Genomic DNA, 12,804 nt, shown 5'->3' with positions numbered 1-12,804 from the left:
TGTAAGTGTCTACCATGTCTCCGAACAAGTGTTCACTATGTCCCCGGACTGTACAGGGAGAGGGCTAGGGTGAGGGGAAAACGCCGCACGATCCCCATAAAAAAACCCCGCCGAAGCAGGGTTTGTCGTCAACGCTAAACGCGCTTAGTGGCGTGCACGCACAATCTGATACTTACGTGTCAGATATTCCACCGGCACGCTCCAGATGTGTACCAGACGTGAGAACGGGAACAGCAGGAACAGCGTCATGCCAAGCACCAGGTGAACGCGGTAGATTAGCGCCACGCCGTCCAGATGCGCGGATGCACCACCGTGGAAGGTCACCACGGATTGCGCCCACCCTACCAGTTTCATCATCTCGCTACCGTCCATATGCTGCGCGGAGAACGGAATGGTCAGCAGACCCAGCGCACACTGTACCACCAGCAGCGTCAGGATCAGAATATCCGCGCCGGTAGATGTCGCACGTACGCGCGGGCTGAACAGACGGCGTTTCAGCAGCAGCACCCCGCCAATCAGGCACAGCACGCCGCTTGCGCCACCGGCAAACATCGCCATCTTCTGTTTCACTTCAATCGGCAGCCACGCTTCATACATCCAGTGCGGCGTCAGCATTCCCAGGAAGTGACCGGCGAAAATCCCCAGAATCCCCAGGTGGAACAGGTTCGACGCCACGTTCATCCCTTTGCGATCCAGCATCTGGCTGGAGGCCGCGCGCCACGTGTACTGACCATAGTCATAACGCAGCCAGCTACCAATCAGAAACACTGAGCCCGCAATGTACGGGTAGATATCGAAGAGAAACATATTCAGGAAGTGCATTATCGCTCTCCTCCGTTAGAGATATTCAGATATTGCGGCGCAACAGCCCCCGCAAAGCGACGTTGGTGAGCGGCAATTTCAGACTCGCCGCAGCCCTGGTCTGCGAAGAATTTCACCTGCTCTTCTTCCCAGACGGCGTCCAGCGCCTGTGGCGTATCATCACGCGCTTCGTCAGCGATTTTTTCTGCCACTTTGTCGCTGTCTACCTGGCTGTTGGCCATTTTCAGCAACGCATCAAACAGCACCGCATAATGACTTTCACGCTGCGTCAAACGCGCGCTTAACAGGGCCAGAATCGGCGCAATATCCTGCAATCCACCCATGGCTTCGTTTTCCGGTAGTTGAGCAAGATATTCCAGATACAGCGGCAGATGATCCGGCAGCTCGCGGCTATCCAGTTGCAAACCGTGCTGCTCATACTGGTTCATCAGGTCAACCATCGCCTGACCACGGTCGCGGGATTCACCGTGAACGTGTTCGAACAGCAGCAGCGACGTGGCACGGCCACGATCGAACAGCTCGCTGTAATTCGCCTGAACATCGAGAAGATCCTGCGCGGTCAAATCGCGCAGGAAAACGCCCAGCTTCTGGGCATCCTCTTTGTCGAGTTTTTCTGAAGACGCGAGAGCCTCGAAAACCTCGTCCTGATGCTGCCACAGGGCAGCATCCGGGTATTCGAGCAGACGCGAAATGACGAGTAACTCAATCATGCGTGCGGCTCCGTTTTGCTGCTCACATCGATAGCATCAATGCGGCGGCTGTTGAACAGGTTGAATTTGCTGTCTGAACCGTGGCAGCCATCGCCAAAGCTGAAACCGCATCCGCTTTTTTCCGGGAAGGCTTCACGCGCCTGCTCACGGTGGCTGCTCGGTACCACGAAACGGTCTTCGTAGTTGGCGATAGCCAGGTAGCGATACATCTCCTGCGCCTGAGCTTCGGTCAGGCCGGCTTCTTCCAGCGCGCGAGTATCCACCACACCGTCAACGTTTTCCGCACGTTTGAAGTGACGCATCGCCAGCATACGTTTCAGTGCCAGCAGTACCGGCTGGGTGTCACCAGCGGTCAGCAGGTTCGCCAGATACTGAACCGGAATACGCAGGCTTTCGACGTCCGGCAGAATGCCGTTGCTGCCCAGTTCACCCGCATCCGCCGCCGACTGAATCGGTGACAGCGGCGGCACGTACCATACCATTGGCAGCGTACGGTATTCCGGGTGCAGCGGCAGCGCCAGCTTCCAGTCAACGGCCATTTTGTATACCGGAGACTGCTGGGCCGCTTCGATTACGCCCTGCGGAATGCCATCTTTCAGCGCCTGCTCAATCACTTTCGGATCGTTCGGATCGAGAAACACGTCCAGTTGGCGCTGATAGAGATCTTTCTCGTTCTCAGTGCTGGCGGCATGTTCAATCGCGTCCGCATCATAGAGCAGCACGCCCAGATAACGGATACGGCCCACGCAGGTTTCGGAGCACACGGTCGGCTGACCAGCTTCGATACGCGGATAACAGAAAATGCACTTCTCAGACTTGCCGCTCTTCCAGTTGAAGTAGATTTTTTTGTACGGGCAGCCGGTGATACACATACGCCAGCCGCGGCACTTATCCTGGTCGATCAGCACGATGCCGTCTTCTTCACGCTTATAGATAGCCCCGCTCGGGCAGGTCGCCGCACATGCCGGGTTCAGGCAGTGCTCGCACAGACGTGGCAGGTACATCATGAAGGTGTTCTCGAACTGGCCGTACATCGCCTTCTGCATGTTCTCGAAGTTTTTGTCTTTCGACAGCTTCTCAAACTCGCCGCCCAGGTCATCTTCCCAGTTCGGGCCTTTCTCGATTTTCGCCATACGCTGACCGGTGATCAGCGAGCGCGGGCGAGCAATCGGCTGCACTTTGCTGCCTTCCGGTGCGGTGTGCAGGTTCTGGTAATCAAAATCAAACGGCTCGTAGTAATCATCGAGGCCCGGCAGATGCGGGTTAGCGAAGATTTTACCCAGCAGCAGCGCACGGTTACCCATGCGCGGCTGGATTTTGCCGTTGATTTTGCGGATCCAACCGCCTTTGTATTTTTCCTGGTTTTCCCAGTCGGTCGGGAACCCCTGACCCGGCTTGGTTTCCACGTTGTTGAACCACGCGTACTCCACGCCTTCACGGCTGGTCCAGACGTTTTTACAGGTGACTGAACAGGTGTGGCAACCGATGCACTTATCCAGATTCAGCACCATGCCGACTTGTGAACGAATTTTCATTTTACGCTCTCCTGTACCTGGTCATTGCCTTCGCCATCCAACCAGTCAATGTTCTTCATCTTACGTACCACAACAAACTCATCGCGGTTCGAGCCGACGGTACCGTAGTAGTTAAAGCCATAGGCCAACTGCGCATAGCCGCCGATCATGTGCGTCGGTTTCGGCGTGATACGCGTCACAGAGTTATGAATCCCGCCACGCTGGCTGGTGATTTCTGAGCCAGGCAGGTTCACGATACGTTCCTGCGCGTGGTACATCATGGTCATCCCTTCCGGTACACGCTGGCTGACCACCGCACGGGCAGTTAACGCACCGTTGCTGTTGAAGACTTCAATCCAGTCGTTATCCGCAATACCCAGCGATTTGGCGTCAACTTCGCTCATCCACACGACCGGGCCGCCGCGACCTAAGGTCAGCATCAGCAGGTTGTCACTGTAGGTGGAGTGGATCCCCCACTTCTGGTGCGGCGTCAGGAAGTTCAGGGCTTTTTCCGGGTTACCGTTAGATTTCTGACCCATCACTTCTTTCACCGAACGGGTGTCGATCGGCGGACGGTAAACCAGCAGGCTTTCCCCGAAATCACGCATCCACTGGTGATCCTGATACAACTGCTGACGACCAGAGAGCGTACGCCATGGGATCAGCTCGTGAACGTTGGTATAACCGGCGTTATAAGAAACGTGCTCATCTTCAAGGCCAGACCAGGTCGGGCTGGAGATGATTTTGCGCGGCTGCGCCTGAATGTCGCGGAAGCGAATCTTCTCGTCTTCTTTGTTCAGCGCCAGATGTTTATGGTCACGACCGGTAAACTCACCGAGTGCGGCCCACGCCTTCACGGCAACCTGACCGTTAGTTTCCGGTGCCAGCGTCAGGATCATCTCTGCCGCATCAATCGCCGTATTCAGCATCGGCTGGCCTTTCGCCGGGCCGTCCGCTTTGGTGTAGTTGAGCTTACGCAGCAGATCCATCTCGCTCTGGGTGTTCCAGGCAATGCCTTTACCGCCGTTACCGATTTTCTCCATCAGCGGGCCGATAGAGGTGAAGCGCTCGTACGTTGCCGGATAGTCGCGCTCAACGGTCAGAATGTGCGGCGCGGTTTTCCCCGGGATCAGATCACACTCGCCTTTTTTCCAGTCTTTCACATCCAGCGGCTGCGCCAGTTCGGCGGCGGAGTCGTGCTGAATTGGCAGCGTCACCACGTCGGTTTCTTTGCCTAAATGACCAACGCACACTTCGGAGAATTTCTTCGCGATACCTTTGTAGATTTCCCAGTCGCTTTTCGATTCCCAGGCCGGGTCAACCGCGGCAGACAGCGGATGAATAAACGGATGCATATCCGAGGTATTCATGTCGTCTTTTTCATACCAGGTCGCCGTTGGCAGCACGATGTCAGAGTAGAGACAGGTGCTCGACAGACGGAAGTCCAGCGTGACCACCAGATCCAGTTTGCCGTCGAGGCCGTTGTCCTGCCATTCCACTTCTTCCGGTTTCACGCCGCCCTGTTTGCCAAGATCTTTCCCCTGAATACCGTGCTCAGTACCCAGCAGATATTTCAGCATGAACTCATGGCCTTTACCGGAGGAGCCCAGCAGGTTTGAACGCCAGATGAACAGGTTACGCGGGTGGTTTTTACCGTTTTCCGGCTGTTCAGCCGCAAAGCGAATAGAGCCCTCTTTCAGGGACTTCACGGTGTAATCCACCGGATTCATACCCGCTTTTTCCGCTTCTTCGGCAATGCGCAGTGGGTTTGTACCTAACTGCGGCGCAGACGGCAGCCAGCCCATACGTTCGGCGCGCACGTTGAAGTCAATCATGTGGCCGGTGTAGCGGGATTTGTCTGCCAGCGGCGACAGCAGCTCTTCCGCCGTGACGGTTTCGTAACGCCACTGGCTGGAGTGGTTATAGAAGTACGAGGTGCTGTTCATGTGACGCGCCGGACGTTGCCAGTCAAGGGCAAACGCCAGCGGCTGCCAGCCGGTTTGCGGGCGCAGTTTTTCCTGGCCCACATAGTGTGCCCAGCCGCCGCCGCTCTGGCCAACGCAACCGCAGAAGATCAGCATGTTGATCAGGCCACGGTAGTTCATGTCCAGGTGATACCAGTGGTTCAGACCGGCACCGACGATGATCATCGAACGGCCATGCGTCTTATCGGCGTTATCCGCAAACTCACGTGCGACACGGATGATGTGTGCGCGGGAAACGCCCGTCACTTTCTCCGCCCAGGCCGGGGTGTAGGCCTTCATGTCGTCGTAGCTGGTGGCGCAGTTTTCGTCATTCAGACCACGTTCCAGACCATAGTTCGCCAGCGTAAGGTCATAAACGGTGGTCACCAATGCGGTGCTACCATCGGCCAGTTGAACGCGTTTTACCGGCAGTTTGTGCAGCAGGATATTTTCCAGCTCCACGCTCTGGAAGTGCTCGGTGCCGTCGCCGCCAAAGTACGGGAAACCGACCTGTGCAATGTCATCGTGGCTGCCCAGCAGGCTCAGACGCAGTTGAACGTCTTCACCGGTTTTACCGTCACGCTGTTCGAGGTTCCATTTGCCTTTATCGCCCCAGCGGAAACCGATAGAGCCGTTCGGCGCGGTCATGTCACCCTGTTCGTCATAGGCGACAGTTTTCCATTCCGGGTTATTTTCCTGACCCAGCGCATCGACCAGATCGGCAGCACGCAGCATACGGCCCGCCGCGTAGTAACCGTCACGCTCTTCCAGCATCACCAGCATGGGCATGTCGGTGTAGCGACGAACGTAGTCAGTAAAGTACTGGCTCGGTTTATCGAGGTGGAATTCACGCAGCATCACGTGCCCCATCGCCAGCGCCATCGCGGCGTCGGTACCCTGCTTCGGCGCCAGCCACAGATCGCACAGTTTGGCGATTTCAGCGTAGTCCGGGGTAATGGCAACAGTTTTGGTCCCTTTGTAACGCACTTCAGTGAAGAAGTGTGCATCCGGGGTACGCGTCTGCGGCACGTTAGAGCCCCAGGCGATGATGTAGTTAGAGTTATACCAGTCGGCAGATTCCGGGACGTCCGTCTGCTCGCCCCAGGTCTGCGGCGACGCTGGCGGCAAGTCACAGTACCAGTCATAGAAGCTCAGGCAGGTACCGCCAATCAGCGACAGATAACGCGCGCCGGAGGCGTAAGAGACCATCGACATCGCCGGGATCGGCGAGAAGCCTGCCACGCGGTCAGGGCCGTAGGTTTTAACGGTATAGACGTTTGACGCCGCAATCAGCTCATTCACTTCCTGCCAGGAGGAGCGCACGAAACCGCCGCGACCACGCGCCTGCTTGAAACTTTTCGCTTTATCGGCATCTTCAATGATGGATGCCCAGGCTGCAACCGGATCGCTGTGCTGCACTTTCGCTTCACGCCACATTTTCATCAGGCGTTTACGCATCAGCGGATATTTCAGACGGTTGGCGCTGTAGAGGTACCAGGAGTAGCTGGCGCCGCGAGGGCAGCCGCGTGGCTCGTGGTTAGGCAAATCCGGGCGGGTGCGCGGGTAGTCGGTTTGTTGGGTTTCCCAGGTCACGAGGCCATTTTTTACGTAGATTTTCCAGCTGCATGAACCGGTACAGTTCACCCCGTGGGTAGAACGTACGACTTTGTCATGCTGCCAGCGGCTTCTGTATCCATCTTCCCAATCCCGGTTGGTATTCAGAATCTGTCCGTGCCCATCGGCAAAAGTTTCACCCTTCTGTTTGAAGTAGCGAAACCGGTCCAGGAATTTACTCATCGGGTCTCTCCTGTTTGGAGCCTGTCGGCTCTCTGATAAATCGACATTGCTGAATTTGCAGCGAAATTAACGCTCTGAAAGAAGAAGGGAATTGATGGGGATCAAGATGAATCGGCTTAGCAATCACACGAAATTTTACATATACCACCTTGGTGGTAGTATTTTATGCATTTTAACTTGCTGTTATATAAGCTTTTTTGTGAGTATTTTACGATTTAACATCCCATGTAGAGATGTTAATGGTATTAAGGGGTAGATGATTTTTATCCGTCGGCGTACCGCCTTTTATCAGGCAAAAAAAAGGCGCGATTCCTCGCGCCTGATAATCAAAAAGTCGTACTTATTTTTTAGTTTTACGCCCGTATACCACCCATGTAATAAACACACAGGCAATATAGAACACGAGGAAGACTTTCATCGCCCCAGCCGGAGAACCGGTTAATTCCAGAGATGTACCGAAAGCTTTTGGAATAAAGAAGCCGCCGATTGCGCCAATCGCGGAAATAAAGCCCAGCGCGGCCGCCGTATCGGTCGCGGCTTCACGCATCGCTTTCTCTTCAGAACCGCCTTCGGCTTTAACACGATCCATCGTCAGCTTACGGAAGATAACGGAGATCATCTGGAAGGTAGAACCGCTACCCAGCCCGGCGGTCAGGAACAGCACCAGGAAGACAGCGAAGAACGCGGTGAAGTTACCGCCCACACCATCAGCAGGCAGGGTCATAAACAGCAGCGCACTGAAGACCGCCATCAGGATAAAGTTAATCAGCGTAACACGCGTGCCGCCCAGACGGTCGGATATCGCCCCACCCGCAGAACGCGCCAGTGCACCGATAAACGGGCCGAAGAAGGCGTAATGCAGAATCTGCACTTCCGGGAACTGAGTTTTCGACAGCATCGCGAAACCGGCAGAGAAACCGATAAACGAGCCGAACGTTGCCAGATACAGCAAGCTCATGATCCACAGGTGGCCGCGTTTCAGAACCGGTAACTGCTCGCGCAGGGACGCTTTCGACGCAGCCAGTTCGTTCATGCCAAACCAGGCCGCGAGGGTGAAGAATGCCAGGAACGGTACCCAAATCCACGCCGCATTCGCCAGATAAAGCTGGGTGCCATCCGGCTGCTCAACGCCCTGGCTACCAAACGCCGCAAAGATAGAAAGGGAAATCGCCAGCGGTGCAACCAGTTGCATGACGCTCACGCCCATATTCCCCAGGCCGCCGTTAATACCCAGCGCCCCGCCCTGTTTCTCTTTCGGGAAGAAGAAACTGATGTTTGCCATACTGGAAGCGAAGTTCGCGCCGGCAAAACCACACAGCAAAGAGATAATGATAAAGGTGCTAAACGGCGTAGAAGTATCCTGCACCGCAAAGCCTAACCACACACAAGGGATGATAAGGATCCCGGTGCTGAACGCCGTCCAACGGCGACCGCCCACCAGCGGCACCATAAAGGAGTAAGGTACACGCAGCAGCGCACCCGACACCGAAGGCAGCGCCGTCAGCATAAACAACTGATCGGTAGTAAACTGGAAGCCGACTTTCGGTAAATTCACCGCGACGGCACTAAACAACATCCACACACAAAACGCCAACAGCAAGCACGGTACGGAGATCCATAAATTTCGGCTGGCGACGCGGTGACCGCGCGACTGCCAAAATTCGGGATCTTCCGGGCGCCAGTCAGTAATAACTGCGCCGCTTGCCCGTTCCGGGGTAGTTGAGTGACTCATAGACACCTCTGATTATTAATATCAACCACTGGCACAATAGGGTTTACACCGCGAGGTAAGTTGATATAAATCAAAGGAAAAGTCGTCATTATTCTGCGCAAAAATACATCATTACCCTTAATGAGTAGACCTTTATGTGTAAAAAGACCTGATATTTCACATGGCTGAAAGGGATATACTCCTGTCCTGTGAACTTCTCTACTATCATGGCAATTAAGGGGTAATCCTTTAGGGGTATGGGTATACTCCAGGCGATAGCCGAAAATAACGCCACTACCGGGGAATCACCCCGTCAGGGATCCTGCTGTATATGTTTAAACGTCTGTTTACACCACTGACGCTGGTTAATCAACTGGCACTCATCGTCCTGCTCTCTACTGCCATCGGCGTGGCGGGCATGATCACTTCTGGCCGCCTGGTTGATGGCGTTCAGGGGAGCGCGCACGCCATTAATAAAGCCGGCTCGCTGCGTATGCAAAGCTACCGACTGCTTGCCGCTATCCCGATTAATGAGCATGACAACGCACTGTTTGATGAGATGCGTGCCACCGTATTTAGCCCCGAGCTCATCGTCGCCGCGCGACGCGACGGTCAGCAGGCGCAACTGCTGGCATTGCAACAATACTGGCAGTCCAGCCTGGCACCGGGGATCCGCCAGGCGCACAGTCAGGAAGCGGTTGCGGATGAAGTGGCTAATTTTGTTGGGCGCATTGACCAACTGGTCACTGCCTTTGACCACACCACGGAAAAACGCATTCACCACGTTGTCTGGGTTCACCGTGCGATGGCGGCAATTATGGCGCTGTTACTGCTGTTCACCGTTATCTGGCTGCGCGCCCGCCTGCTGCGTCCGTGGCAGCAACTGTTGAGCATGGCGCGCGCCGTAAGTCATCGCGATTTTACCCAGCGCGCGCAGATCAGCGGCCGCAATGAAATGGCAACCCTCGGCATGGCACTGAATAATATGTCGGAGGAGCTGGCGGAAAGTTACGCATCACTGGAACGCCGGGTTCAGGAAAAAACAGCGGGACTGGAGCAGAAAAATGCCATTCTCGCGTTCCTTTGGCAGGCCAATCGTCGCCTGCACGCCAATGCCCCGCTCTGTGAGCGTATTTCGCCGGTTTTGAACGGTCTGCAAGGTTTAACCCCACTGCGCGAAATCGAAGTGCGCGTTTACGATATTGAAGATGAAGAGAATCATCAGGAATTCAGCTGCCACTCCGGCATGGCCTGCGATGATAAAGGCTGCTATCTGTGTCCGCGTGACGATCTCCTGACGCCGGACGGCGGCAGCACGCTGAAATGGCGCTTAACCGATAGCCACAATCAATACGGTATTTTACTGGCGACGTTACCGCATGGCCGCCAGCTCAGCCACGATCAGCAACAGCTGGTCGACACGCTGCTGGAACAGTTGACCGCAACGCTGGCGCTTGACAGACACCAGGAGCGCCAGCAACAACTGATTGTAATGGAAGAGCGCGCCACCATCGCCCGCGAACTGCATGACTCTATCGCCCAATCACTCTCCTGTATGAAGATGCAGGTCAGTTGCCTGCAAATGCAGGGCGCAGACTTGTCGCCCGAAAGCCGTGAGCTGCTGGGGCAAATTCGTAACGAATTGAACACGTCGTGGGCGCAATTACGCGAACTGCTGACGACCTTCCGTTTACAGCTTACCGAGCCGGGTTTGCGGCCGGCGCTGGAAGCCAGCTGTCAGGAGTACAGCGCGCACTTTGGTTTCCCGGTGCAGCTCGATTATCAGTTGCCACCACGCTATGTTCCGTCACATCAGGCAATCCACGTCTTACAAATTGCCCGCGAAGCGCTGAGTAATTCCCTTAAGCATGCGCAGGCCACTGAAGTCAAAGTTACCGTCACGCAGCAGGATAATCAGGTCAAACTGGTGGTGGCGGACAACGGCTGCGGGGTACCGGTTCACGCCGAGCGCAGCAACCATTACGGACTCATCATTATGCGTGACCGCGCGCAGAGCCTGCGCGGCGACTGCCAGGTGCGACGCCGTGAAAGCGGCGGCACCGAAGTGGTGGTCACGTTTATCCCTGAAAAACCTCTCTCAACTCAACAAGGAGATATCCATGAGTAATCAGGAACGGGCAACTATCCTGTTAATTGACGATCATCCGATGCTCCGTACTGGCGTAAAACAGCTCATCAGTATGGCGCCGGATATTCAGGTCGTTGGCGAAGCCAGCAATGGCGAGCAAGGCATTGAACTGGCTGAAGCGCTCGATCCCGATCTGATCCTGCTTGATCTCAACATGCCCGGTATGAATGGCCTGGAAACCCTCGACAAACTGCGCGAAAAAAGCCTTTCTGGCCGCGTGGTGGTGTTCAGTGTTTCGAATCATGAAGAAGATGTGGTCACCGCCCTGAAGCGCGGCGCAGATGGTTATCTGCTAAAAGATATGGAACCAGAAGACTTGCTGAAAGCGCTGCAACAGGCCGCTGCCGGTGAGATGGTACTGAGTGAAGCATTAACGCCTGTGCTGGCTGCCAGCCTGCGCGCCAACCGTGCCACGTCAGACCGCGATATCAATCAGCTTACCCCGCGCGAGCGCGATATTCTGAAACTGATTGCACAGGGTCTGCCCAATAAAATGATCGCCCGCCGTCTGGATATCACAGAAAGCACGGTGAAAGTGCACGTGAAGCATATGCTGAAGAAAATGAAGCTGAAATCCCGCGTTGAAGCCGCCGTTTGGGTTCACCAGGAACGCATCTTCTAAGGATTCGCCTGCCAGCTATTCCCTTCTTCTGGGAAGCTGACAAGCGGCTCGGTCAGTGACAAAGTAATCTCATTCGACGACACACGCTGACCGTGTTTATCCTCCACCACCACTTTCAGATGCCAGCGGTTGCTGGCGCCTTCGTTGTAATCCCATTCGGGGATGATGATGCTCCAGCCGCTTGCGCTATTGCGTGAGGCTGGCGGCGTCAGGCTAAGAGCCTGAGTATCCCCCTCCCAACTGAGGGATTTAATCCCATTCAGACTGCGGATTTGCAATTTAAGCTGCACCGTTTCGCCGCCGCTGAGATCCCAGGGTGGCGTTGCCAGGTAGACGGTTAAATCTTTGCGCTGACGCGACTCCATCACCGGCAAAGCATTGCGTTCCGGGCTATCGTAGCGGCTGCCACGCAGGGAACGCGTCATCGCCACTTCATCGGCCTGAAGCTGTTTTTTCAATGGCACGCCAAACCGGTAGTTGAGTTTCATCCCCAAATTATTCTGGCTGACGCCGCTTTCGCCCTGCTTATGCTGCGCACTGAAAGTCACCAGCGGCACCGGCGTATAATTGAGCCCAAGCGAAACCGCTACCGGGTTGTGATACCCCGTACCGCTGTGGAACAGATCGACATTATCGCCAAAATACTGCTCCAGACTCAGGCTGGTATTGATGTGATGATAAGAGGGGATCCACGCCTGCGCGGTGACATCATAGCCGCGCGCCATACGCTGCTGCAGCGTCGCTTCTGTATTGGACCAGGTACGCAGCGGTTGGTAATAGTTGGCGGAAAAACGCAGATACTCGCCCCAGGCTTCCGCGCCCAATCCGCCACGGTCGAGGTTTTCATCCAGCAGATTGTCATAAAAGGTGTTGTACCCGAGCAACCATTTCCCGGCGACCCAGCGCTGACCCAGGCCCACATTACCGATCAATCCTTCATCCTGCTGCGCCAGACCAAGCTGGCTCCAGGTGAGGTAATCCCATTGATCCTGCAACGGCACAAACCAGCTACCGTGGCTACCGGTAAAACCACCGTCATCATCCACCTGCAGCGCCACGCTGGTATTGCCCCAGGGCGACAGCCAGTTTTCCAGCGTCTGATTCACCTCACCGCTCACCTGATCGCGGATCTTAGACAGCGCAAACATGCGCGCCTGCTCACCGGTATCCAGCCCGTTATCAACCATACTGGCTTCGCCAAAGGCTTTTGCCATTTCGGCAAGGTGCTTTTCGCCTTCATTACTCTCTTTTGCCATGCCGAGATCGGGAAGATTATCCTGATTATTATCGAAGGGATTTTCGGCCTGCTGGATAAAAGATGAACGCGCAGCGCCGCTGGCACTCGCCAGCAGCAATAACAACCAGAACGGAGAACGGAAACGTGAGACTAAAAGCATTTTTTTAGTTTATCGCGTTTGCTTAACCATTTCAGCTCTAAGGGGGATTTCGGGAAAATTCTGGTTCTATACCCTCACCCCGGCCCTCTCCCTGAGGGAGAGGGAGAAAACGATGCAG

8 protein-coding genes are annotated in these 12,804 nt (G+C 55.3%); 2 read left to right on the top strand and 6 right to left on the bottom strand.

Annotated features, from left to right (window positions below):
• Positions 1-144 precede the first annotated feature (144 nt).
• The 5 genes from narI to DBY68_RS21465 all read right to left on the bottom strand — a co-directional run bounded on the left by narI (position 145) and on the right by DBY68_RS21465 (position 8,539).
• Positions 145-822: a respiratory nitrate reductase subunit gamma gene (narI, locus tag DBY68_RS21485; protein ID WP_108477093.1), complete on the bottom strand. Its 678-nt coding sequence runs from the start codon at positions 820-822 to the stop codon at positions 145-147.
• Complete coding sequence (narJ, locus tag DBY68_RS21480; RefSeq protein WP_108477094.1) at positions 822-1,532, bottom strand: nitrate reductase molybdenum cofactor assembly chaperone; 711 nt, start codon at positions 1,530-1,532, stop codon at positions 822-824. The genes narI and narJ overlap by 1 nt, the downstream gene beginning before the upstream one ends.
• Entirely contained in the window at positions 1,529-3,067 is a 1,539-nt protein-coding gene (gene narH / locus DBY68_RS21475) for a nitrate reductase subunit beta (protein WP_108477095.1), read from the bottom strand. Before narH ends, narJ begins: the two co-directional genes overlap by 4 nt.
• Positions 3,064-6,807, bottom strand: coding sequence for a nitrate reductase subunit alpha (locus tag DBY68_RS21470; RefSeq protein WP_108477096.1), 3,744 nt, complete (start codon positions 6,805-6,807; stop codon positions 3,064-3,066). Before DBY68_RS21470 ends, narH begins: the two co-directional genes overlap by 4 nt.
• A gap of 340 nt (positions 6,808-7,147) precedes the next feature.
• Entirely contained in the window at positions 7,148-8,539 is a 1,392-nt protein-coding gene (locus tag DBY68_RS21465; RefSeq protein WP_108477097.1) for a NarK family nitrate/nitrite MFS transporter, read from the bottom strand.
• Positions 8,540-8,849: 310 nt separating this feature from the next.
• On the opposite strand from DBY68_RS21465, the gene narX reads away from it, so the two are divergent.
• Together narX and narL are read left to right on the top strand one after the other, a co-directional pair.
• Positions 8,850-10,646 (top strand): nitrate/nitrite two-component system sensor histidine kinase NarX, encoded by a 1,797-nt coding sequence (gene narX / locus DBY68_RS21455; RefSeq protein ID WP_108477099.1) that lies wholly within the window; start codon positions 8,850-8,852, stop codon positions 10,644-10,646.
• Positions 10,639-11,289 (top strand): two-component system response regulator NarL, encoded by a 651-nt coding sequence (narL, locus tag DBY68_RS21450; protein WP_108477100.1) that lies wholly within the window; start codon positions 10,639-10,641, stop codon positions 11,287-11,289. Before narX ends, narL begins: the two co-directional genes overlap by 8 nt.
• Here narL and DBY68_RS21445 read toward each other — a convergent pair.
• Positions 11,286-12,686, bottom strand: a complete 1,401-nt coding sequence (locus DBY68_RS21445) for a YchO/YchP family invasin (protein ID WP_108477101.1) — start codon at positions 12,684-12,686, stop codon at positions 11,286-11,288. The two genes, narL and DBY68_RS21445, sit on opposite strands and share 4 nt — an antisense overlap.
• Positions 12,687-12,804 lie beyond the last annotated feature (118 nt).

It is taken from the genome of Pseudocitrobacter sp. RIT415, from assembly GCF_003057695.2.
GTDB lineage: Bacteria > Pseudomonadota > Gammaproteobacteria > Enterobacterales > Enterobacteriaceae > Pseudocitrobacter > Pseudocitrobacter faecalis.
The sequence above is the reverse complement of the archived record's forward strand: the minus strand, read 5'-3'. Positions and strand labels throughout refer to the sequence as shown.